A 21,109-nucleotide genomic window follows, 5' to 3' on the forward strand; every position below is an offset into this window, starting at 1 on the left:
CCATGCTGAACTATGTTTGTAAACGCCTGCTGGGGCTTATCCCGACGCTGCTGATTGTGGCAGTGCTGGTGTTTTTGTTTGTCCATATGCTGCCGGGCGATCCGGCGCGTCTGGTTGCCGGGCCCGAAGCGGATGCAACGGTCATTGAGCTGGTGCGTAAACAGCTGGGTCTTGACCAGCCGCTTTATATGCAGTTTCTGCACTATATTGGCAACGTTCTGCAGGGTGACTTTGGCATCTCGATGGTCTCGCGTCGTCCGGTGTCGGAGGAGATCGCCACCCGCTTTATGCCCACGTTCTGGTTAACGATAGCCAGCATGAGCTGGGCCGTGGTGTTCGGACTTGGCGCCGGGATTGTGGCGTCCGTCTGGCGTAACCGCTGGCCGGACAAGCTCGGCATGGCGCTGGCGGTGACCGGCATCTCCTTCCCGGCGTTCGCGCTGGGGATGCTGCTGATGCAGATCTTCTCCGTTGAGCTGGGCTGGCTGCCCACCGTCGGGGCCGATACCTGGAAGCATTACATTCTGCCCTCGATGACGCTGGGGGCTGCCGTGTCGGCGGTGATGGCCCGCTTTACCCGCGCCTCGTTCGTTGACGTGCTGAGCGAAGATTATATTCGCACCGCGCGGGCGAAAGGGGTCAGCGAGAAGTGGGTCATCCTCAAGCACGGGTTTCGCAATGCGATGATCCCGGTCGTGACGATGATGGGGCTTCAGTTTGGCTTCCTGCTGGGCGGCTCTATCGTGGTGGAAAAGGTCTTCAACTGGCCGGGGCTGGGACGTCTGTTGGTCGATTCCGTCGAGATGCGCGACTACCCGGTGATCCAGGCGGAAGTGCTGCTTTTCTCGCTGGAGTTTATTCTTATCAACTTAGTGGTGGACGTGCTCTACGCCGCCATTAACCCGGCCATCAGGTATAAGTAAGATGCGATTGTTGAACTGGCGACGTCAGGCCGTTTTAAACGCCATGCCGGGGCTAAAACCGGACCACATCCGCACCCCGTGGTCTGAATTCTGGCGGCGTTTCCGCCGCCAGCCGGTCGCGATGACCGCGGGGCTGTTCGTGCTGCTGCTGATTGTGGTGGCGATCGTGGCGCCGTGGGTGGCGCCGTTTGATGCGGAAAATTATTTTGACTACGACCGCCTGAACGACGGGCCCTCGATGCTCCACTGGTTCGGCGTGGATTCCCTCGGGCGGGATATCTTTAGCCGGGTACTGGTAGGGGCGCAGATCTCGCTCGCCGCCGGGGTGTTTGCGGTGCTGATCGGCGCGGCCATCGGGATCGTGCTGGGGTTGGTTGCCGGGTATTACGAAGGCTGGTGGGACCGCATCATCATGCGCATCTGCGACGTGCTGTTTGCCTTCCCCGGCATTTTGCTGGCAATTGCCGTGGTGGCGATCATGGGCAGCGGTATGGCCAACGTCATCATCGCGGTCGCGGTGTTTTCGATTCCGGCCTTTGCCCGTCTGGTACGCGGCAACACGCTGGTGCTGAAACAGCAGACCTTTATCGAGTCGGCCCGCAGTATGGGGGCCAGCGATGCGACCATCCTCTTCAGCCATATTCTGCCGGGGACGGTGTCGTCCATCGTGGTCTATTTCACCATGCGTATCGGCGTGTCGATTATCTCGGCGGCCAGCCTGTCGTTTCTGGGGTTAGGGGCACAGCCTCCGACGCCGGAGTGGGGCGCGATGCTGAACGAGGCGAGGGCCGATATGGTGATTGCGCCGCATGTGGCGATTTTCCCGAGCCTGGCGATTTTCCTGACCGTGCTGGCGTTTAACCTGTTAGGTGACGGGCTGCGCGACGCGCTGGATCCGAGGATAAAGGGGTAGTGCAGTGAAATGTGCCGGGTGGCGGCTACGCCTTACCCGGCCTACAAAAGCGGAGTGGGGTGATTAAACCCGGCTACCCCACAGGTCATATTCGTCGGCGTTTTCAACCTTCACGCGAATAATATCACCCGGCTTAACGTTGGTTTCGCCATTCAGGTACACCGCACCGTCGATTTCAGGGGCGTCCGCCATGCTGCGGCCAATCGCGCCTTCTTCGTCCACTTCGTCGATGATAACCATGATCTCGCGGCCCACTTTCTCCTGCAAACGCTCGGCAGAGATCTGCTGCTGCAGCTGCATGAAGCGGTTCCAGCGCTCCTCTTTCACCTCTTCCGGCACCTGGTCCGCCAGCTCGTTGGCGGTTGCGCCTTCCACCGGGCTGTACTTGAAGCAACCGACACGGTCCAGACGCGCTTCTTTCAGGAAGTCGAGCAGCATCTGGAAGTCTTCTTCGGTTTCACCCGGGAAGCCGACGATAAAGGTGGAGCGCAGGGTCAGGTCCGGGCAGATCTCACGCCACTGCTTGATGCGCGCCAGCTGGCGGTCAACGGAGCCAGGGCGCTTCATCAGCTTCAGGATACGCGGGCTGGCGTGCTGCAGCGGGATGTCCAGGTACGGCAGAATCTTGCCTTCCGCCATCAGCGGGATGACGTCGTCAACGTGCGGGTACGGATAGACGTAGTGCAGACGCGTCCAGATACCGAGTTTAGACAGCTGCTCGCACAGGCCCACCATGCTGGTTTTCACCGGCTCGCCATTGTGGAAACCGGAGCGGTGCTTCACGTCCACGCCGTAGGCAGAGGTATCCTGGGAGATGACCAGCAGCTCCTTCACGCCCGCGTCGGCCAGACGTTTGGCTTCAGCCAGCACTTCGCCAATGGGACGGCTCACCAGATCGCCACGCATGGACGGGATGATGCAGAAGGTGCAGCGATGGTTACAGCCTTCGGAAATCTTCAGGTACGCGTAGTGGCGCGGCGTCAGCTTCACGCCCTGTTCCGGCACCAGGCTCAGGAACGGGTTGTGTTTTGGTTTTGGCACGTAGTGATGAACATGTTGCAGCACCTGCTCGTAGCTATGCGGGCCGGTGATCTCCAGCACCTTAGGGTGCACTTCGCGGATCTGGTCTTCTTTCGCGCCCAGACAGCCGGTCACGATCACTTTGCCGTTTTCGGTCAGCGCTTCACCGATGGCTTCCAGTGACTCCTGGACCGCGCTGTCGATAAACCCGCAGGTGTTAACAATCACCATATCGGCGTTGTCGTAGCTTGGCACCACGTCATAGCCCTCGGTGCGCAGTTCGGTCAGGATGCGTTCTGAATCCACCAGGTTTTTCGGGCAGCCCAGGGAGACGAAGCCGATTTTCGGCTGGTGCGTAACATTGCTCATAGGTTAAAAATTCATCAATTATGGAGTTATCAGGGCGGGATTTTACAGCGTATCGCGGGGGATTTATACACTCTTTGCAAGGCGGATGCGTCGGGCCGAGGTTGTAACATTGTAAATAATGTTAATCAGTTAATAAAAATTGATCCCAGGCATTAAACTGTACAAAAAATGTACTTATCCTGACTATGCACCATGGCTGACAGAGGAGGAAAGAGCATGACCGTTGACAGACTAAAACGCGATCTGCTGAACAAGCTGATCAACGCCCGAATCGACCTGGCCGCGTACCTGCAGTTGAGGAAGGCAAAAGGGTATATGTCAGTCAGCGAAAGCGAACATCTGCGTGATAACCTGTTTGAACTGTGTAATTTCATGCGTGAAAAAGCACCGACCCTGAAGGCGAACGGCGGTGAAAGCGAAGAAATCGCGCTGCGCCGCGCCGCCGAAGTGCTCTCCATCGCAGGGGTGTGTCTGATGAACGGACGCCACGACTGCCCGAACTTTATCGCCGTAAACGCGGAGAAGCTTGAAAACTGCCTGACAACGCTCTCTCTATGCATCATGTGTCTGAACGAGCACAAACAGCTCGAACAACACTGATCCCGGGGGAGGCAACTCCCCCTTCAGCTTAAGCTTTTGTAAAAGTGATAACGCGCCCGGACGCAGTGGCTAATCTTTATGCCATATGCCGATAAAGGAGCGCGTTATGCCTCGATCCTCGCTGATTTCCCTGCCTGCGTTATTTATTTCGTTTTCACTTCTTGCTGCGCCAGATACGGTGAAGGTCGAGGTGCTGCAAAACAGACTCGATCACCCCTGGTCCCTGGCGTTCCTGCCGGATAATGACGGGCTGCTGGTGACCCTGAAGGGCGGTCAGCTCAAACGCTGGCAGGCCGGAAAAGGGCTCTCCGATCCGATTGTCGGCGTACCGAAGGTCTGGGCAAACGGTCAGGGAGGATTGCTGGATGTGGTATTGGCGCCGGATTTTGAGAAGTCGCGCCGCGTCTGGCTGAGCTACGCCGAGGCCGGACATGACGGCAAAGCCGGAACGGCGGTGGGCTATGGCCGCCTGAGCGACGACTATTCCCGCATCGAGGGATTCCAGGTGGCGTTCCGTCAGATGCCGAAACTCTCAACCGGTAACCATTTTGGCGGGCGGCTGGTGTTCGACGGCAAAGGCTCTCTCTTTATTGGACTCGGCGAGAACAATCAGCGTCCGACGGCGCAGGATCTGGATAAATTGCAGGGCAAAGTGGTGCGCCTCACCGAAGACGGGAAAGTCCCGTCGGATAACCCCTTCGTGAACACCCCCGGTGCGCGACCCGAAATCTGGTCTTACGGCATTCGCAACCCGCAGGGGATGGCGATGAACCCCTGGAGCGACACGCTGTGGCTGAACGAGCACGGCCCGCGCGGCGGGGATGAGATCAACATTCCGGAGAAAGGCAAGAACTACGGCTGGCCGCTGGCGACGCACGGCATTAACTACAGCGGCCTGAAAATCCCGGAAGCCGAAGGCGAGCACGTTGAGGGCACCGAGAAGCCGCTGTTCGTCTGGAAAGTCTCACCCGCGGTGAGCGGCATGGCGTTCTACAACAGCGACGCTTTCCCGCAGTGGAAAAACAAGCTGTTTATCGGCGCGCTGAAGGAGAAGGACGTGATCGTGCTGAGCGTGGAGGGAAACAAGGTGACGGAGGACGGGCGCATTCTGGGCGACCGGGACCAGCGTATTCGCGACGTGCGGGTGGGGCCGGATGGGTATCTGTATGTCCTGACCGACGAGACGGACGGGCAACTGTTGAAAGTCAGCCCGTCCGGCGCGTAATCAGGTGACCGGGATCATCACGACGTTACGGTAAGCCGGGCGATCGCTCAGCTGTTTAAGCCAGCGCTCAAGGTGAGGGCGCGGCGTCCACTTCAGACCCATATTGGTCAGGTTCCAGACGAAGGGTGCCACGGCGATATCGCCTGTGCCGAACGCCTCGCCGGAGAACCAGGCGTGCTTCGCCAGCTCGTCATCCATCATCGCAAACAGATTTTCGCAGGCATCCTGCGCGGCGTGAATTGCGGGATAGTCGCGTTCAGCTTCCGGCGTGCGGATAAGCCCCATCAGGATCACGCGGTGGGTCGGGGACAGCGTCTGGTTCGCCCAGTCCATCCACTTTTCGCCCTGAGCGCGCCGGGCGGGATTCTCAACCCACAGGCGGCCCTGACCGTACTGCGCGGCGAGGTAACGGACAATGGTGTTGGACTCCCAAAGCGTCGCGTCTGTTTCATCATCGCGCAGCAGCGGCACCAGGCCGTTCGGGTTCATGGCCAGATAGTCGGCCTCTTTGTTCACGCCGAACGCCATGCCAGCCATGATTTGATTGAACGGTAAATCCAGCTCTTCCAGCGTCCAGAGCACTTTCTTAACGTTGGTCGAATTATTCCTGCCCCACAGCGTAATCATATTTACTCCCGATGAGATGTGAATCCGAGTCAGCCTTTCGCCATGGTGAGATAAACCTAACAATTACGCAACAGAAGACAAAAAAATCGTCTTAATCAAAGCGTATCTGAATGTTATTGCATAAACTTTAATAACTTTACCCTCGTTGGGTTTCTTTAACGGTTTTAGTGCGCTATTACTCATCGCTTCTTGCGACACGGTGATGTGACGTAATTTTTGAATGGACACTCGGGTGGCATTTATGACGCGTAAAATGACTTCTCTGCGCAGCCTGGCGGCAGGCTCTGCGCTTCTTTTCCTGTTTGCACCAACGCTCTACGCAGCTGAACAGGCTGCGCCCGAAGCGCCGCCAGTGGATGCGCGCGCCTGGATCCTGATGGACTACGCCAGCGGTAAAGTGCTGGCGGAAGGGAATGCGGATGAGAAACTCGATCCGGCAAGCCTGACTAAAATCATGACCAGCTATGTGGTGGGGCAGGCGCTGAAAGCGGGCAAGATCAAGCTGGACGATATGGTGACCATCGGGAAGGACGCGTGGGCGACCGGCAACCCGGCGCTGCGGGGTTCTTCCGTGATGTTCCTGAAGCCAGGGGATCAGGTTTCCGTTTCCGATCTGAATAAAGGGGTGATTATTCAGTCGGGAAATGATGCGTGCATCGCGCTGGCCGATTACGTTGCCGGCAGCCAGGATTCTTTCATTGGTTTGATGAATGGCTACGCGCAAAAGCTGGGCCTGACCAATACAACCTTTAAAACCGTTCACGGTCTGGATGCGCCGGGTCAGTTCAGCACCGCACGCGACATGGCGCTGCTGGGGAAAGCGCTGATCCACGACGTGCCGGATGAATACGCCATCCACAAAGAGAAAGAGTTTACCTTCAACAAAATTCGCCAGCCGAACCGCAACCGCCTGCTGTGGAGCAGCAACGTCAATGTGGACGGGATGAAAACCGGCACCACGGCGGGGGCAGGCTACAACCTGGTGGCCTCCGCGACGCAGGGCGACATGCGCCTGATTTCGGTGGTGCTGGGTACCAAAACCGACCGCATTCGCTTTAACGAATCCGAAAAACTGCTGACCTGGGGCTTCCGCTTCTATGAAACCGTGACGCCGATTAAGCCGGATGCCACGTTCGTCAGCCAGCGCGTCTGGTTTGGTGACAAGAGCGAAGTGAACCTGGGCGCAGGTGAGGCGGGCTCGGTGACCATTCCGCGCGGCCAGCTGAAAAACCTGAAGGCCAGCTACACCCTGACTGACCCGCAGCTTACGGCTCCGCTGAAAAAGGGCCAGGTGGTCGGGACGATTGATTTCCAGCTTAACGGTAAGTCGATTGAACAGCGTCCGCTGATTGTGATGGAAGCGGTGGAAGAGGGCGGCTTCTTCAGCAGGATGTGGGATTTCGTGATGATGAAATTCCACGGGTGGTTTGGCAGCTGGTTTAGCTAACTTTTTTGCCGGGTGGCGCTGCGCTTACCCGGCCTACGTTCGAGCCGTTGTAGGCCGGGTAAGGCGAAGCCGCCACCCGGCATAACCTCAATACATCAACTTCACCTGCTGCGCCTTCGCGTGGGCCACAATCTCGTCGTCCGGGCGGCAATCGCTGACGATGGCATCGAACTGCGCCAGCTCGCCCATTCTTGCCGAACGTACCTTACCAAACTTGCTGTGATCGACCACCAGCACATGATACTGCGCGGCGCTTAACGCCCAGTGCTTTACCGGCAGCTCTTCCAGATTAAAGCAGGTCGCGCCCTGGCGCACATTAACGCCGGCGGCGGAATAAAACGCGATATCCGGGCAGAGATTGCTGAGCGTGTCCTGCAGGTTGAGCGGCTTAAAGATCGCGTTGCTGGCGTGAAACTCACCGCCGCAGAGGATCACCCGGCACTCGGGTTTCTCCTGAAGCGCCAGAAAGGTGTTCAGGGAGTAGCACACGGCAGTGAAAGGGATGCTGCTGTCGATGGCTTCGATAATCCACGGCGTGGTGGTACCGCAGTCAAAAAACAGCGTCTGGTGCGGCTGTACCAGTGAGGCCGCAAGCCGCGCGGCTTTGCGTTTCTCTTCCACCAGGCGCGTCTTCTGGTCGCTGATCAGATAATGGCTGGCGCTGCGTGGCTCAAGCACAATGTATCCGCCCAGCAGCACGACGGGCGCGCGCTCGCTGTTCAGATCCCGACGAATGGTCATCTCTGAGACGCCGAGGAGGTTGGCGGCTTCCTTAAGATGCAGCTTATCGCTGCGCTTCAGCGCCTGAAGCAGCTGAGCAATGCGGTCATCGCGACGTGTTTCCATAGTTCCTCGGGATAAAAAAGTGAACCCCCGCAGGGCGGGGGTTCAAGTGTAACCTGTCAGGTCGGGGTTAGTCACGTATCCAGCCTTTGCGGATCGGGATAGCGAAAATGGCGCGATAGAGGGTAGAGAGCCCGCTATAGAGCGCCTCACCGATAAGGCTCCACAGGATAGCCGCGCTCACGCAGCCAATCAGCCCCACCAGGAAGCCGCCCACCATATCCAGCGGCCAGTGGACGCCCAGATAAACGCGAGACCAGGCGATGGCCACCGCGACCACCATCAGCACCGCACCTGACCACAGGCGATGCCAGAACAGGAAGGCCAGCGCAAAGGTGAAGATCACCGTCCCGTGATCGCTCGGGAAAGAGTCATCCGGCGCATGGTGCAGGAAGGTATAGCCCACGTGATCGACAAACGGACGATCGTGCGGGAATGCGTGGCCCAGAATGTAGCTCACCAGAACGCTCACGCCCAGCGCCATCGCCACTTTGATCACCAGCTGGCGCTGCGCTTTCACCTGGCTACGAGGTCCCCACAGCCAGAGGATGGCGGCCAGCGCGGGCACGATGCTGATCAGATCTTTTGCCAGAAAGGTGGCAAAGTCGATCATCCACTCGGGCGAGGCCGGGGTGGCATTGATCAGATAGAACAGCTGATAATTCAGATTCTCTAGCATAGCGTTATCACTCTTTAGCAAACCGGGTGGAAACAAGGCCGTAGACCACCACCTGAGAAAACCAGACCCACCACCCAGCCCACAGGTTGTGAGAGAAAAAATGTGCCCCGCGCATGATCTGGCCATAACCCATCACCAGACCTAACACCACGCCCAGCGCAACGAAGCTCCAGGCGAGACGCGGACGCTCGCGCCAGAAGGCAAAAAACAGCCCCATCACCATAAAGCCGCTGGAGGCATGACCGCCGGGGAAACAGCGCCCCGGACCGCTGTCAGCAGGAACGGCGCTGAACAGGGGATAAGAGACAGCCTTACCGCCATATTCCACCAGGTCCCACGGGCAGCTGTGATGGCTCATGCTTTTCAGCAGGCCCACCACCAGCGCGCCAACGCCCATCAGCAGCGCCGCCGTCACCAGCCTTGCGTTACGCTTGTAAGCGCCGTAAAACAGCGCCACGGCGCCTAAGGCGATGGCGATGTACTTCGCCAGACGATGGTTGAGCAGATCCAGCAGGTGGTCTTTCTGCAGCGGGAAGCTCTGCGTCGCCGCGTCATACCAGAAGCCGGTTACCCATCTGTCGAGCGCTTCATTGCGCGATAGCCACGTAAACACCACGGCAAGGGCTATCAGTATGAAAAGCTGATAACCATAAAAGCGGGCCGGTAAGCGGTAAAGGCGTTTTGTCTTATTTGTCTGTAACTTAGACAATTCTGAACGACTGGAGGTGAGTGCCATAATTTGGGGTCGTTGACGAGTAATGGGGCTATCATAAATCTGTCAAATTAAGGAAACCTTAAACGAAGACGATATGTGCTTTATTTCTGTTTATCCTCGATAAATCACTATCTCGGGCTGCGGCATTTCATTACACTCGTCGCGATTTTGTCATTATAAAGAGATTGCATGTTAAACCGTTCTTCTTCAGGTTCACGTCTGGGTCGTCAGGCGTTGCTTTTCCCTCTGTGTCTGGTGCTCTACGAATTTTCTACCTATATCGGTAACGATATGATCCAGCCCGGGATGCTGGCCGTGGTGGCGCAGTACAACGCCGGAATCGAGTGGGTACCGACCTCCATGACCGCCTATCTGGCCGGCGGCATGTTTTTGCAGTGGCTGTTAGGCCCGCTGTCGGATCGTATTGGCCGTCGTCCGGTGATGCTGACGGGCGTGGTGTGGTTTATCGTCACCTGCCTTGCCACGCTGCTGGCGCAAAACATTGAACAATTTACCCTGCTGCGTTTCCTGCAGGGGGTGAGCCTGTGCTTTATCGGCGCTGTGGGGTATGCCGCCATTCAGGAGTCGTTTGAAGAGGCGGTGTGTATCAAAATTACCGCGCTGATGGCGAACGTGGCGCTGATCGCTCCCTTGCTCGGGCCGCTGGTAGGCGCCGCATGGGTGCATGTTGCACCGTGGGAAGGGATGTTTGTGCTCTTTGCGGTTCTCGCCGCCATCGCGTTCTTTGGTCTGCACCGGGCAATGCCGGAAACCGCCACCCGCATCGGCGAGAAACTCTCGCTGAAAGAGCTGGGGCGGGATTACAAAGAAGTGCTGAAGAATGGCCGCTTTGTGGCGGGCGCGCTGGCGACCGGGTTCGTTAGCCTGCCGCTGCTGGCGTGGATTGCCCAGTCACCGGTCATTATCATCAGCGGTGAAAAGCTGAGCAGCTACGAGTATGGCCTGTTGCAGGTACCGATCTTTGGCGCGCTGATTATCGGTAACCTGGTGCTGGCGCGTCTGACCTCACGCCGCACCGTGCGTTCACTGATTATCATGGGCGGCTGGCCGATTGCAGCCGGGCTGATTCTGGCGGCGGTGGCGACCGTTGCGTCATCACACGCTTATCTGTGGATGACGGCAGGACTCAGCATTTACGCCTTCGGGATTGGCGTGGCGAACGCCGGGCTGGTGCGCCTGACGCTGTTTGCCAGCGAGATGAGTAAAGGCACGGTCTCCGCGGCGATGGGGATGCTGCAGATGCTGATTTTTACCGTCGGTATCGAGGTGAGCAAGCATGCCTACGCGATGGGAGGCAACGGGCTGTTCAGTCTGTTTAACCTCGCCAACGGTGTGTTATGGGTTGGCCTGATGGTGGTGTTCCTGAAAGACAAGCGCGTCGGAAACGCCCTGCAACCTTAATCTTTATTCCCTCTCCCTGTGGGAGAGGGTCAGGGTGAGGGCACCAGACCGCACGCGATCAATTAAACGGATCTTCCCCATCCAGCACCTTCTCAATCACATCCAGCACGCCTTCCTCGTTATTATGCGGCGCTTCAAAACGCGCCGCCGCTTTGATATGTGGTCTGGCATTCGCCATCGCAAAGCTGAACCCTGACTGGCGCAGCATCTCCACGTCGTTGCCGCTGTCGCCGAAGGCCACCACGTCGCTGTTCTCTATCCCCCAGCGCTGTTGCAGGATCCTCAGGCCGTTGGCTTTATGCACGCCGGGGATAATCAGGTCGATACTGCCGTGACCAGTGGTGACGGGCACCATGATGTCGCTGAGTTTTTCATGCAGCAGCGCCTGAATACGCGGAATTTCATCATCAGACACGTTAAGCCCAAACTTGAAGAAAATATCGTTCAGGTTGTCGAAATCGCTGACCATTTCAAGACGGTGATAGTACTTTGCCGCGATGGCCTTAAAGCCCTCGTCATAGCACTTGAGCGTGTAGGCGCTGCTCTTCCCGCAGGCGATGATCTCGATGCCCGGCACGTCGTTTAACACGTTCGCGACGGTCTCGAAATGGGCTTTCGACAGTTCACCGTTGAAGACGTCTTCACCCTCACTCACGACCCAGCCGCCGTTTTCGGCGACGAATGAAATTTCATGCGCAATCTCCGGGAAAAAGGAGATCAGCTGGTAGTACTGGTTACCGCTGGCGACCACGAAGCGAATGCCTTGCGCCTTCATGCGCGCGTACTGCGCCAGAAAGCGCGGGCGATTGTAGGTCTTGGCATCACTCAGGAATGTGCCATCCATGTCGACGGCGATCAGTTTAACGCTCATATCCCTTCTCCAGTGTCGTGTGTTTCGTTTCCGGCTTTGCCACCGCGCGCGCCACCAGCGCCGCGACGATCACCAACCCTAATACCACCAGCATGGCGCTGCGCAGCCCGTAGTGCTCCCCGAGGAAGCCGAGCAGCGGCGGCCCAACCAGGAAGGCGAGATAGCCGGTTGTCGCCACCACGCTGACGCGCGTCGGGGCATCCGGGCCGGTGTCGCTGGCGGCGGAGATGGTCAGCGGGAAGCCGAGGGACGCGCCCAGCCCCCAGAGGATCACCGAGACGCCGGCAATCCAGTCCACATCCACAAAGATAATCATCGCGATACCCAGCCCGCCGAGCAGGGCGCTGGCGCGCACCACCGCCACGCGGCTGTAGCGGTCGATAAACCAGCCGCCGGTGAAGCGCCCGACGGTCATTCCCAGCGTAAACCCGGCGTAGATCAGCGAGCCGGAGGTCGGGCTAAAGCCGTGACCGTCCACCATCAGCAGCGGCAGCCAGTCGTTGGCGGACCCTTCCGCGAACGCCATCGCCAGCACCACCACGCCAATCAGCATCAGCTGATAATCACGGTAGAAGGGCAGTCCTTTTTCAGCCGAATGCTGTTCATCTGAGGCGTTCTTGCCGGTGCCGTCCGGGATCGCCCGGATGCCGGTCAGAATCGGAATAATGCACACCAGCGCCGCCAGCAGGATATGCAGATTCGCGGTCATGCCGAAGGCCGTCAGCGCCATCCCCACGCCCGCACCGGCCAGCGTGCCGAGGCTGTAAAAGCCGTGCATCATCGGCAGCACGGTTTTGTTCATCTCGCGCTCGACCGCCGCCCCTTCAACGTTTATCGCCACTTCCGCCGAGCCGAAGCTGCCGCCAAACACCGTCAACCCCAGCGCAAACAGCACCGGTGAGGCAAACCACAGCGCCACGCTCAGCACCATCATCCCGAACACCGCGAAGCACATGGTGGTGCGGATCACCGCCCGCGTACCGAAGCGCTTCACCAGCCATGCGGAGCAGAGGATGCCGCTCATGGAGCCTATCGACAGGCCGAACAGCACGATGCCCATTTCCGCGGTAGAAACGGACAAAATGTCGCGAATGGCGGGAGTGCGCGTGGCCCAGGAGGCCATCAGCAGACCGGGAATAAAGAAGAACATAAACAGCGCCCACATGCGGAGCTGCAGGGCTTTGCGGGGAGAGGTCAGCGTCATTGGGGTAGCACCAGAAGTACAACAATAGCGACAACACTAGCAAGTTTGTGTACATTTGTACACAAACCAGGTGAGGAATTGATGAGCAGACCACCCAACGATCCGCATCGCCGGGAGAAAATCCTGCAGGCGACGCTCGACACCATTGCTGAACACGGTATTCACGCCGTCACACACCGTAAAATCGCCACCTGCGCGGGCGTGCCGCTGGGGTCGATGACCTACTATTTCGACGGTATGGAGCCGCTGCTGGAGGAGGCCTTCACGTGGTTTACCCGCCAGATGTCGCAGCAGTACCGGGATTTCTTTGCGGGCGTCACCGGGCCGGAAATGGCGTGCGAATCCATCACTACCCTGATCCACAGCTCGCAGGTGACCACGCCGCACAACATGGCGCTGATGTATCAGCTTTACGCCTTTATGCACCGCAGCGCGGCGCTCAAAACGGTGATGCAGGACTGGATGAAGATGAGCCAGACCACGCTGGAGCAGTGGTTCGACCCGGTTACCACCCGCGCGCTGGATGCGTTTATCGAAGGGATGACGCTGCACTATGTCACTGACCGGACGCCCTTAACCCGCGAAGAGATCCGGGCCATGGTGGGCAGGATTGCGGGCGAGAGCTAGGTTGCGCCGGCGGTCATGTTGACGGTGGTTCCCGTGATGGCGCTGGCCGCATCTGAAGCCAGAAACGCAATCGTGTCTGCTACCTGCGCTAGCGTCGGCAGGCGATGCGTCAGGGTGCTTTGCGCGGCGCCGCCGAGAAACTGCCCGACCGTTATCCCCATCGCCTGCGCCTTGGCGGCGAAAATGGCCCCCACATACGAACCCGCCTGCACCGCGTCGGCTATTGCGTGCGAGCGCAGACACAGCACACGAATATTTTGAGTCCCCAGTTCCGCCGCAAGCGCCCGGGTAAAGGCTTCCGTTCCCGCGCAGCCGACGATGTGCCCGAGGTGGCCCGCCATCGCCATGTTTGCGGCGGGGGCGACGACGGTAATTATGGTCCCGCCATGCTCGCCGCCCATGCGGGATGACACGGCTTTCGCAATGTTAAAGTACGCGGCCAGGAAAGGGTCGAAGCCCTGACGGAATTCGCCGAGCGTTAATGCCTCAAGACGTTTGCCCTGATCGTGCATAAAGCCCGTGGCGTTGACGACGATATCAATGCGGGCAAGGTCGGGGAGCGGCGAGGACTCCTCAAGCGCATCGAAAACAAACGTGCTGGCAGAACCGCCCGCGGCGCGAATGCTGCTGGCGGCCTGCTCCAGCCTGGCGTGGGTGCGTGCGGCGAGATACACCTCCGAGCCTTCACGCGCAAGAGCGTGTGCCGCAGCGCTGCCGATGGCGCCGCTGCCGCCGAAGATGACGGCGGTTTTGTTTTTAAGACCCATGCCTGCATACCCTCACCAGACTTAACCCTCAAAAGTATGTGCCGGGTTTCGGCGGATGCAACTCAGCCGTTGGGCGGGGTATGCGGTTGGCAGATCTTACCGTGCCATTATCAATGGGTTACTTTTGTGAGATTTTTTTCCCGCTGGCGTCCACCACCGCTTCGCCATCTTCTTTCGTAAATGCCCCTTTCTGCGCATCCGGCAGAATATCTAGGACGACTTCAGACGGGCGGCACAGGCGGGTGCCCAGCGGCGTGACCACGATCGGACGGTTAATCAGAATCGGGTATTGCAACATAAACTCGATTAGCTGGTCGTCGGTGAAGCTATCTTCGGCAAGGCCGAGCTGTTCATAGGGCTCCACGTTTTTACGCAGCAGATCCCGCACCGAAATGCCCATATCGGCAATCAGGGTGGTCAGCGTATCGCGCGACGGCGGGGTTTCCAGATAGAGGATAATCTCTGGCTCCGTGCCGCTGTTGCGGATCATCTCCAGCGTGTTGCGTGAGGTGCCGCAGGCGGGGTTATGGTAAATGGTGATGTGGCTCATATCAGTGGCTCATTACAGTGTGAAGGAGAGACGTAGCGCCAGCGCGGCGAGCGTCACAAACAGGACCGGCAGCGTCATGATGATGCCCGTCCGGAAATAGTAGCCCCAGGTAATCGTCATGTTTTTCTGCGCCAGCACGTGGAGCCAGAGCAGGGTGGCGAGGCTGCCGATAGGCGTGATTTTCGGGCCCAGATCGCAGCCAATCACGTTGGCGTAAATCATCGCCTCCTTAATCAATCCCGTTGCCGTGCTGCCCTCAATGGAGAGCGCGCCAATCAGCACCGTGGGCATATTGTTCATTATGGATGACAGGAACGCGGTGATGAACCCGGTACCCAGCGTGGTCGCCCACAATCCGTGCCCGGCCAGGCTGTTCAGTACGCCTGTGAGAGAGTCCGTCAGCCCGGCATTGCGCAGGCCATACACCACCAGATACATCCCCAGTGAGAAGATCACGATCTGCCACGGTGCGCCGCGCAGCACTTTTCCGGTATTTATCGCATGTCCGCGTTTTGCAACGGCAAACAAAACCAGCGCGCCCGCAGTCGCAATGGCGCTGACCGGAATACCCAGAGGCTCCAGCACAAAGAAACCGACGAGAAGAAGGAGCAGCACGATCCAGCCGGTTCTGAACGTCGGAAGATCGTTTATCGCGCGTGCAGGCTCACGCAGTTTCGCCAGGTCATATTCCGGCGGAATTTCCTTGCGGAAGAACAGATGGAGCATGACCAGCGTTGCGGCAATCGCAGCGATATCAACGGGAATCATCACCGAAGCATATTCACTGAATCCCAGCGTGAAGAAGTCGGCCGAGACGATGTTGACCAGGTTCGACACAATCAGCGGCAGGCTGGCGGTATCGGCGATAAAACCTGCCGCCATCACAAATGCCAGCGTAGCCTGCTTGCTGAACCCCAGCGCCAGCAGCATGGCGATAACGATAGGCGTCAGGATCAGCGCTGCGCCGTCATTGGCAAACAGCGCCGCGACGGCTGCGCCCAGAAGGATAATCCAGGTAAACAGCAATCGCCCGCCACCGTTCCCCCAGCGGGCGACGTGCAGCGCCGCCCACTCGAAAAAGCCGGACTCATCCAGCAGCAGGCTGATGATGATGACGGCGATGAATGTTGCCGTAGCGTTCCAGACGATATTCCAGACTACCGGTATATCGTTAATGTGAATCACGCCGCTGGCCAGCGCCAGCACGGCGCCGATGGTCGCGCTCCAGCCTATACTCAGTCCTTTGGGCTGCCAGATGACCAGTACCAGCGTAAACAGAAAAATAGCCCCTGCCAGAAACATTGTTTACTCTGTTATATCTGTTTTTGTGAATGTGTTTGGGTTAGCACGAACCCGGAAGCCGGTTTTTCAGCTTCATGCGCGTCTCTTCCCGCAGGCAGTTCCAGCTGGTGTCGATAACGGCTGCCGCCCATGCAGGCATGTTGGGAGAGAGACGGTAATGGACCCACTTACCCTCGCGACGGTCGATCACCAGCCCGGACTCGCGGAGCAGGGCCATGTGACGGGAAACCTTCGGCTGCGACTCGGCGGTCGCGGAGCAGAGATCGCAGACGCACAGCTCGCCCGCTTCGCGGAGCAGCATGACGATGGCGAGCCGCGTTTCGTCGGAGAGGGTTTTGAAGAGGTGGAGTGGGTGGAGCATTCGGTCATCCTGAATGTCTTTTGTCATATGCATTAAATCATATATGTTTGTGGCTGGCGAGAGAAGAGGAAAAAGTAGCAAGGATAGAAAAACTCAGGAAGGGCTTGTAGAAGGTCAAAATAGTCTTTATGGCTTGCCCGGAGCAATCCTGACAGTCATGGGAAAGAAACCGTCCCCTGGAACGGTTTCTTTTTATCTGCTCACTTTCAACACTCTTCTGCGCTCAGGCGCAACAGCGATCGTTCCAGGTGTCACGGTAAATGATATTCCCCTCCGTGTACTTCCATGAGATGGCTTCATAACGCAATTCGAGCGTTTCAAGATGGGTGCTGCTCATCCCGTTAGGGGTCAGGAAGGGTGCCACTGTCGTGAACTTAACGTTTTCCATCACGATATTGAAATATTCGGCCTCGATACCAGACTCCAGAATACGGTACATCTTAATAATCCCCTTCTTCATCACTCGCCCTTCGCACACGGCTCGGTAAAGAAGTGGGGTAGTCTGATCAAATTCTTTGATTATCGTAATAGGGCGATGGACGCGCGTGCCGGTGAGCTTGCCCCAACTTGGGTCAACCGGAATGGTTACGCCATGTGAGAACGATTTCAGTTCTATGGAACCATGACGGGTGGGCATCATGCAGCTACCAACAATTGGCGAGCCGTTCTCGTCCTCAAGCCAGAGATGTGCGGGTGTAGACATGTCATTTCCTTATTAGCAAACGTGAAGCTTTTATGGTCCTCAATGCCATATCCAGTAAGCCAGCCCCAGTGTGACCAGGTAAAACAGGAGGATGAATCCCTGGCTAACCTCAGGGAAGTAAACGTCAAGGACATAGCCAAAAATGAACGCGAGGATGATGGGTATATAAGTCCAGAAGAAAAACTGGGCCTGAGATTTGAGCCAGCGTCTTAGAAAGCCCATTAGTGCCTGCCCATGAGCTTCAGGATAGTGTCAGCAGCATCATAAGGGCTTTGACTGTCAGTCCATTGCTGCGTTAGCACGCCCGCGCGCATAAAAGCAGGTTCCACCAGGAAATACATCATTTCCAGTTCTCGCAGGTACAACGCTTGATAGTAGGCAGGATGCATCACTTGCAAGCGATGAGCGCTGTCAGCGGCCTGTTGCACAATCCCATATATCCCCAGCCCGCCAATAGCCGCGCCCGTTAATCCTGAAACGACCTTTAACCCTGAAGGTGGAAGGGTTACATAAAGGCAAACAGTCGATGTGACACCTGCAGAGAATGAATATGAGGTTAGCGTGCTGGTGGATATATAAACGTTAGCGCGCATTAGAGCATGCTGTATCGCTGATAATTCTGCCGGGGAATAATTCTTAACCAGCTCCTCAACGTATGTGTTGATTAGGTCAAAGACGATGTTCCAGCGAGAAACGAGATGGAATATGCCCTTTCGGAAGCGAGCGTCCTCCAGGTTTTGTCGGGTGCATACATCGTAATATTCATCAGTAAAGCAGGAGGTGTAGTACAGCAGGCGTTGGGCACCGGCACCTATATTACTCAACTGGCTCTTTACTTCTTCACCTACCGCGCGTACCGCCTGGTCCAGCTTCATGGCCAGTATCTTTTGGCTCTGAAGCTGGCGGATGATCTCTTCAGAATGGTACATGCTTACTGACCTCGCACTTCAGTTCAATTGTGCAATCTTTTGCTTCATTCCCTAAGACCGGAATTGCCATTACTGAACTTGAAAACTGCATTCCTGTCCCCTCCATAGCGTGTTTTATCCAAGCCAGATTATTCTCGTCGCTTATATGGAAGTACAAAGTAGGTCATATTTATGAAAAACCGGAGATTTTTAGGATAATGACCTGATATTTTTTAACCTAAATACAATCTGTCATGAGTTCGAGTTGAAAATTGAATGACTCGTTCCAAAATCTGAAAGGAATGCAGGAAGAAGTTTCTTACTGATACTGACGCTCCGCTGGCAGGTTTTTTATTATCTATTACCGCCATATGGAAAATTCTGCTGCGACGATGTCGTAATGTAAGCGGAAGTGTTGTATAAATTTTTTTTCAAATTTAGTTTGTATTAAGCGGGTAAAAAATTAATTTATGAAAAAGGGTTAGTTAAAGTAAAGAATTGAATGAGAAATCAATAATATAGTTTTGTAATGAAAGGTGGCGATTATGGCAGAATGCCAGCCGCATCAGTTCAAAGCACCGGATATATTCTTGCTGTCGGACCTTTCTAAAATCCCAACACTAATTGACGAATTTCTTTCGCAGATTCATTGCATAACTGCTCTGACAAAAAAGGTCGCATTCATTGACAGGACTTCACTAAACTCCGCACCACCAAATCGCAGAAAAAAGCTGCTAGTGCGAACTCTTTCAGCGTTGAGTTTGCCGGGGTGGTGTATTGAACGGAAACAACATTACGGCTTATGTGATCGTTTAAGCCGTAAGAAGTCGGAAGTACTTTATACACAACGACAATTGTTGGGTGTAAAAAAGAATCTATCGTTCTAACTCTTGATATATTGCATAAATACCTTCTGCCTTGAATTCACCATTTGCCCAAAGAATTGCATTTTTTTGCTCCGTTAGAATGTATTTTCTGGCTTTTTTAGAATAGTGAATAGTTAGCATTAAGCCCATGGATAACCATAATAAAATAAACATGCCCATTGGAGTAATGGAGTAAATAAAAATTTTGTCTTTAATGAATTTCTTAACCGATTTATCAATGAAATTCTTTCCTTCTTCAGTGTTTAGCAATTTACAAAGATCTTCTTTTTGTTCAATTGTTAATGACTTGTACTCCTCTGTATAAGCAGGGAATGGTTGCGCGCAATCATCCTTTGAAATTTTCCAGTCAGGAGCGGAAAAAATTGTAGCCGCAGTCGCGAGTTTATTTGATATGTAAAATGACTCGCCAGAGCTCTTCCAGTAAAGTATCGTACTATTTGGCGGAGTCTTAATGGCTTGGATGAGTGTTGGTCCAAAAAGATAAATGGAATACAAAAAAAGAAGCGAAAAAAGAATGGTAACGGTTTTTTCAACCCATGTGATAGCAGGCAGTCTCTTTAATGATATTCGTATAAAGAAGAAATTTAGCACAAAAGCAGGGATGCCGGATTTTTTCAGTATAACATCATGAGATCGCCGGTATTTGAATAATGCTCTTGCAACTATCGTCAGCAAAGTTATAACAGCTCCAAAGATCGACAACCATGCTGCAAGTGCCGCTGCTGGGGAGTTTAAAAATTCAGCATTAAATATATTAGAACTTATTGGATTTATAACACTCATTCATCCTCCTGTTGGTTTTTATCCTTCAGTATATTTGTACCATCAACGACACAATTTGCAAGACATAACAAAACAGTTAGTGGTTGTCATTATTCCGTTATGAATGTACCATTCGCAAAAATCATGCGCCTTCTCTCCAACATGATCCGCACCGGGATTTTGATCGAAGAGGACCGTGACAACTGGATATGTCCGGTGAACAACGGGTGATCTTGAAACCAAATGGGAGCGGTACAACCAGTGCATTAATATCGAATGTGGGCATGCCTTCGTGACGCATGAGGCTTTATTCCGATCAGTTTGCCGCCCGCATAAAAACAGCGCATCACCGACTCATCCCAAAGGTATGCAGGAACAATGTTCTTACTGAGTCTTACCCACCGCTGATGTAATAACATTCTCGTGACGAACTAGCTTAGATAGCGGCGGATTTCATATTTGGTTCAGTCCACTTCCACAGCTTGCTTTATCATTTCTGCCACTACACTCCTGCTAGATCCTGTTTCATCTGCGATCTCCATTACTTTGGCTTCAGCCATGGCTTTGCTGCGCATTGCTGAGAGCATGGGTTTAAAGGCGTGGTTGTTTCCCTGAAGGTTTAATGGTAACGAAGTGCTGGTAATCATCATTTCTTCCAGCACCCAGGGTTCTTCATCTGCGACCCAAGAAACCTTAGCATTCTTCTCCATCCAGAGATCCAGCCATTGCTCGCCAGGATGAGTAAATGTCGTTCTCTTGCCTGAACCAACCCGACGGAGCGGGAAATTGCTTTTCGTCGCAAGCAGAACTCCCAGTGTGCGCCTGAGTGTTGAACCTTCAGCGTTACCGTTATAGTGGGTTTTGATGCGCTGCCGAAGATTAGCCCGGCTATTAGGTTTGCTTTTTTTATCGGGTGAAATACCGACATAGAGCAACGTGTATCCCTCTTGAGTAATGCATCCCTCAATTGGAACACCAGGGGGGATTTCTTTAAACCACCAAAAATAGATACCTTTCACAGCAGGAACAGGTGTTGGATGACACATGACTTCTGCTCTGCTGAATGTTTTTTCAGGATAAAAATCAAACACGCATATTCTCCACGCTGATTCATCCTGATATTTTATTAGATGATCATGTGGGAATGCTTGATTTACTCAGGGGGAATGATGAGTTTAAGAGTAACGACACAGCAGGTAGACACCTGGAAGAAACGTATTCAGAGGGATGGGTTAAAAGGTTCGACCTATTTTTGTCAGCAGAGCGGTGCTGTGTGGGTATCTGCATCCGTTGACCACCAGGCAATATGTCAGCGCGTTTTAGGGCAAGATTCGGGAACAAGCTCTCTGTCGAGTTACCTGCGCTGGGATAATGTGAGTGCGGT

The 21,109-nt window shown here is 55.3% G+C and carries 22 protein-coding genes and 2 pseudogenes; 9 read left to right on the forward strand and 15 right to left on the reverse strand.

The genetic code is table 11. The features are described from left to right. Positions 1–2: 2 nt before the first annotated feature. Together gsiC and gsiD are read left to right on the forward strand one after the other, a co-directional pair. The gene (gsiC, locus tag ACMGGQ_RS04990) at positions 3–923 is read left to right on the forward strand and encodes a glutathione ABC transporter permease GsiC (RefSeq protein ID WP_008501201.1); all 921 of its coding nucleotides are present in this window, start codon (positions 3–5) and stop codon (positions 921–923) included. A 1-nt stretch (position 924) separates the two neighbouring features. Beyond that, a complete protein-coding gene (gene gsiD, locus ACMGGQ_RS04995; RefSeq protein ID WP_021240948.1) occupies positions 925–1,836 on the forward strand; it encodes a glutathione ABC transporter permease GsiD in 912 nt (303 codons plus the stop codon). A gap of 63 nt (positions 1,837–1,899) precedes the next feature. On the opposite strand, the gene rimO is transcribed toward gsiD, so the two are convergent. Continuing rightward, complete coding sequence (rimO, locus tag ACMGGQ_RS05000; RefSeq protein ID WP_008501203.1) at positions 1,900–3,225, reverse strand: 30S ribosomal protein S12 methylthiotransferase RimO; 1,326 nt, start codon at positions 3,223–3,225, stop codon at positions 1,900–1,902. Between the two features lie 216 nt (positions 3,226–3,441). Here rimO and bssR point away from each other — a divergent pair, with 216 nt between their 5' ends. Together bssR and ACMGGQ_RS05010 are read left to right on the forward strand one after the other, a co-directional pair. After that, on the forward strand, positions 3,442–3,825 hold the full coding sequence (bssR, locus tag ACMGGQ_RS05005; RefSeq protein ID WP_024908680.1) for a biofilm formation regulator BssR: 384 nt from the start codon (positions 3,442–3,444) through the stop codon (positions 3,823–3,825). A gap of 106 nt (positions 3,826–3,931) precedes the next feature. After that, positions 3,932–5,050 (forward strand): PQQ-dependent sugar dehydrogenase, encoded by a 1,119-nt coding sequence (locus ACMGGQ_RS05010; RefSeq protein WP_420289667.1) that lies wholly within the window; start codon positions 3,932–3,934, stop codon positions 5,048–5,050. On the opposite strand, the gene ACMGGQ_RS05015 is transcribed toward ACMGGQ_RS05010, so the two are convergent. Further along, positions 5,051–5,677 (reverse strand): glutathione S-transferase family protein, encoded by a 627-nt coding sequence (locus ACMGGQ_RS05015; RefSeq protein WP_023326978.1) that lies wholly within the window; start codon positions 5,675–5,677, stop codon positions 5,051–5,053. A 241-nt stretch (positions 5,678–5,918) separates the two neighbouring features. Between ACMGGQ_RS05015 and dacC the strand changes: the two genes are divergently transcribed. Next, positions 5,919–7,124, forward strand: coding sequence for a serine-type D-Ala-D-Ala carboxypeptidase (gene dacC / locus ACMGGQ_RS05020; RefSeq protein WP_008501207.1), 1,206 nt, complete (start codon positions 5,919–5,921; stop codon positions 7,122–7,124). An 87-nt stretch (positions 7,125–7,211) separates the two neighbouring features. Here dacC and deoR read toward each other — a convergent pair whose 3' ends face one another. The 3 genes from deoR to ACMGGQ_RS05035 all read right to left on the reverse strand — a co-directional run bounded on the left by deoR (position 7,212) and on the right by ACMGGQ_RS05035 (position 9,382). After that, positions 7,212–7,970, reverse strand: coding sequence for a DNA-binding transcriptional repressor DeoR (gene deoR / locus ACMGGQ_RS05025; RefSeq protein WP_045908452.1), 759 nt, complete (start codon positions 7,968–7,970; stop codon positions 7,212–7,214). Between the two features lie 67 nt (positions 7,971–8,037). Next, a complete protein-coding gene (gene ybjG, locus ACMGGQ_RS05030; protein ID WP_045908451.1) occupies positions 8,038–8,646 on the reverse strand; it encodes an undecaprenyl-diphosphate phosphatase in 609 nt (202 codons plus the stop codon). Positions 8,647–8,653: 7 nt separating this feature from the next. Continuing rightward, positions 8,654–9,382 (reverse strand): phosphatase PAP2 family protein, encoded by a 729-nt coding sequence (locus ACMGGQ_RS05035; protein ID WP_045908450.1) that lies wholly within the window; start codon positions 9,380–9,382, stop codon positions 8,654–8,656. Positions 9,383–9,550: 168 nt separating this feature from the next. Here ACMGGQ_RS05035 and ACMGGQ_RS05040 point away from each other — a divergent pair, with 168 nt between their 5' ends. Then, positions 9,551–10,783, forward strand: a complete 1,233-nt coding sequence (locus ACMGGQ_RS05040; protein ID WP_008503430.1) for an MFS transporter — start codon at positions 9,551–9,553, stop codon at positions 10,781–10,783. A 58-nt stretch (positions 10,784–10,841) separates the two neighbouring features. On the opposite strand, the gene ACMGGQ_RS05045 is transcribed toward ACMGGQ_RS05040, so the two are convergent. Together ACMGGQ_RS05045 and ACMGGQ_RS05050 are read right to left on the reverse strand one after the other, a co-directional pair. Beyond that, a complete protein-coding gene (locus tag ACMGGQ_RS05045) occupies positions 10,842–11,654 on the reverse strand; it encodes a Cof-type HAD-IIB family hydrolase (RefSeq protein ID WP_048027076.1) in 813 nt (270 codons plus the stop codon). Next, complete coding sequence (locus tag ACMGGQ_RS05050; protein ID WP_048222198.1) at positions 11,644–12,858, reverse strand: MFS transporter; 1,215 nt, start codon at positions 12,856–12,858, stop codon at positions 11,644–11,646. The genes ACMGGQ_RS05045 and ACMGGQ_RS05050 overlap by 11 nt, the downstream gene beginning before the upstream one ends. 81 nt (positions 12,859–12,939) lie before the next feature. Between ACMGGQ_RS05050 and ACMGGQ_RS05055 the strand changes: the two genes are divergently transcribed. Beyond that, positions 12,940–13,485: a TetR/AcrR family transcriptional regulator gene (locus ACMGGQ_RS05055; RefSeq protein ID WP_045908446.1), complete on the forward strand. Its 546-nt coding sequence runs from the start codon at positions 12,940–12,942 to the stop codon at positions 13,483–13,485. On the opposite strand, the gene ACMGGQ_RS05060 is transcribed toward ACMGGQ_RS05055, so the two are convergent. The 7 genes from ACMGGQ_RS05060 to ACMGGQ_RS05090 form a co-directional block, all read right to left on the reverse strand. Then, a complete protein-coding gene (locus ACMGGQ_RS05060) occupies positions 13,482–14,252 on the reverse strand; it encodes an SDR family NAD(P)-dependent oxidoreductase (protein ID WP_420289668.1) in 771 nt (256 codons plus the stop codon). The two genes, ACMGGQ_RS05055 and ACMGGQ_RS05060, sit on opposite strands and share 4 nt — an antisense overlap. Before the next feature lie 118 nt (positions 14,253–14,370). Further along, positions 14,371–14,802, reverse strand: a complete 432-nt coding sequence (gene arsC, locus ACMGGQ_RS05065; RefSeq protein WP_048222202.1) for a glutaredoxin-dependent arsenate reductase — start codon at positions 14,800–14,802, stop codon at positions 14,371–14,373. Between the two features lie 12 nt (positions 14,803–14,814). Then, positions 14,815–16,104: an arsenic transporter gene (locus ACMGGQ_RS05070; protein ID WP_420289669.1), complete on the reverse strand. Its 1,290-nt coding sequence runs from the start codon at positions 16,102–16,104 to the stop codon at positions 14,815–14,817. 40 nt (positions 16,105–16,144) lie between these two features. After that, positions 16,145–16,465: a metalloregulator ArsR/SmtB family transcription factor gene (locus tag ACMGGQ_RS05075; protein ID WP_111967013.1), complete on the reverse strand. Its 321-nt coding sequence runs from the start codon at positions 16,463–16,465 to the stop codon at positions 16,145–16,147. A 223-nt stretch (positions 16,466–16,688) separates the two neighbouring features. Continuing rightward, on the reverse strand, positions 16,689–17,168 hold the full coding sequence (locus tag ACMGGQ_RS05080; protein ID WP_021240935.1) for an Hcp family type VI secretion system effector: 480 nt from the start codon (positions 17,166–17,168) through the stop codon (positions 16,689–16,691). 221 nt (positions 17,169–17,389) lie between these two features. Then, on the reverse strand, positions 17,390–18,097 hold the full coding sequence (locus tag ACMGGQ_RS05085; protein WP_196353137.1) for a hypothetical protein: 708 nt from the start codon (positions 18,095–18,097) through the stop codon (positions 17,390–17,392). Positions 18,098–18,951: 854 nt separating this feature from the next. After that, on the reverse strand, positions 18,952–19,746 hold the full coding sequence (locus tag ACMGGQ_RS05090; protein ID WP_334763171.1) for a DUF6216 family protein: 795 nt from the start codon (positions 19,744–19,746) through the stop codon (positions 18,952–18,954). Between the two features lie 99 nt (positions 19,747–19,845). On the opposite strand from ACMGGQ_RS05090, the pseudogene ACMGGQ_RS05095 reads away from it, so the two are divergent. Further along, positions 19,846–19,972, forward strand: a pseudogene (locus ACMGGQ_RS05095) (phage baseplate protein); the annotation flags it as partial. After that, positions 19,961–20,116: pseudogene (locus ACMGGQ_RS05100) on the forward strand (ogr/Delta-like zinc finger family protein); the annotation flags it as partial. The pseudogenes ACMGGQ_RS05095 and ACMGGQ_RS05100, both read left to right, overlap by 12 nt. 73 nt (positions 20,117–20,189) lie before the next feature. Here ACMGGQ_RS05100 and ACMGGQ_RS05105 read toward each other — a convergent pair. Next, positions 20,190–20,816: a GIY-YIG nuclease family protein gene (locus tag ACMGGQ_RS05105; protein ID WP_420289670.1), complete on the reverse strand. Its 627-nt coding sequence runs from the start codon at positions 20,814–20,816 to the stop codon at positions 20,190–20,192. Positions 20,817–21,109: the final 293 nt, after the last annotated feature.

This window comes from Enterobacter sp. BNK-13, assembly GCF_048685015.1.
Lineage (GTDB): Bacteria > Pseudomonadota > Gammaproteobacteria > Enterobacterales > Enterobacteriaceae > Enterobacter > Enterobacter quasiroggenkampii.

Excerpts from the sequence above, each read along its gene's own strand:
- gsiC (WP_008501201.1), top strand. The coding sequence starts at position 3 with ATGCTGAACTATGTTTGTAAACGCCTGCTGGGGCTTATCCCGACGCTG.
- ACMGGQ_RS05060 (WP_420289668.1), bottom strand. The coding sequence starts at position 14,252 with ATGGGTCTTAAAAACAAAACCGCCGTCATCTTCGGCGGCAGCGGCGCC.
- rimO (WP_008501203.1), bottom strand. The coding sequence starts at position 3,225 with ATGAGCAATGTTACGCACCAGCCGAAAATCGGCTTCGTCTCCCTGGGC.
- ACMGGQ_RS05085 (WP_196353137.1), bottom strand. The coding sequence starts at position 18,097 with ATGTACCATTCTGAAGAGATCATCCGCCAGCTTCAGAGCCAAAAGATA.
- deoR (WP_045908452.1), bottom strand. The coding sequence starts at position 7,970 with ATGGAAACACGTCGCGATGACCGCATTGCTCAGCTGCTTCAGGCGCTG.
- ybjG (WP_045908451.1), bottom strand. The coding sequence starts at position 8,646 with ATGCTAGAGAATCTGAATTATCAGCTGTTCTATCTGATCAATGCCACC.
- ACMGGQ_RS05040 (WP_008503430.1), top strand. The coding sequence starts at position 9,551 with ATGTTAAACCGTTCTTCTTCAGGTTCACGTCTGGGTCGTCAGGCGTTG.
- ACMGGQ_RS05045 (WP_048027076.1), bottom strand. The coding sequence starts at position 11,654 with ATGAGCGTTAAACTGATCGCCGTCGACATGGATGGCACATTCCTGAGT.
- ACMGGQ_RS05090 (WP_334763171.1), bottom strand. The coding sequence starts at position 19,746 with ATGAGTGTTATAAATCCAATAAGTTCTAATATATTTAATGCTGAATTT.
- ACMGGQ_RS05070 (WP_420289669.1), bottom strand. The coding sequence starts at position 16,104 with ATGTTTCTGGCAGGGGCTATTTTTCTGTTTACGCTGGTACTGGTCATC.
- gsiD (WP_021240948.1), top strand. The coding sequence starts at position 925 with ATGCGATTGTTGAACTGGCGACGTCAGGCCGTTTTAAACGCCATGCCG.
- ACMGGQ_RS05010 (WP_420289667.1), top strand. The coding sequence starts at position 3,932 with ATGCCTCGATCCTCGCTGATTTCCCTGCCTGCGTTATTTATTTCGTTT.
- ACMGGQ_RS05055 (WP_045908446.1), top strand. The coding sequence starts at position 12,940 with ATGAGCAGACCACCCAACGATCCGCATCGCCGGGAGAAAATCCTGCAG.
- ACMGGQ_RS05015 (WP_023326978.1), bottom strand. The coding sequence starts at position 5,677 with ATGATTACGCTGTGGGGCAGGAATAATTCGACCAACGTTAAGAAAGTG.
- dacC (WP_008501207.1), top strand. The coding sequence starts at position 5,919 with ATGACGCGTAAAATGACTTCTCTGCGCAGCCTGGCGGCAGGCTCTGCG.
- ACMGGQ_RS05035 (WP_045908450.1), bottom strand. The coding sequence starts at position 9,382 with ATGGCACTCACCTCCAGTCGTTCAGAATTGTCTAAGTTACAGACAAAT.
- bssR (WP_024908680.1), top strand. The coding sequence starts at position 3,442 with ATGACCGTTGACAGACTAAAACGCGATCTGCTGAACAAGCTGATCAAC.
- ACMGGQ_RS05075 (WP_111967013.1), bottom strand. The coding sequence starts at position 16,465 with ATGCTCCACCCACTCCACCTCTTCAAAACCCTCTCCGACGAAACGCGG.
- ACMGGQ_RS05050 (WP_048222198.1), bottom strand. The coding sequence starts at position 12,858 with ATGACGCTGACCTCTCCCCGCAAAGCCCTGCAGCTCCGCATGTGGGCG.
- arsC (WP_048222202.1), bottom strand. The coding sequence starts at position 14,802 with ATGAGCCACATCACCATTTACCATAACCCCGCCTGCGGCACCTCACGC.
- ACMGGQ_RS05080 (WP_021240935.1), bottom strand. The coding sequence starts at position 17,168 with ATGTCTACACCCGCACATCTCTGGCTTGAGGACGAGAACGGCTCGCCA.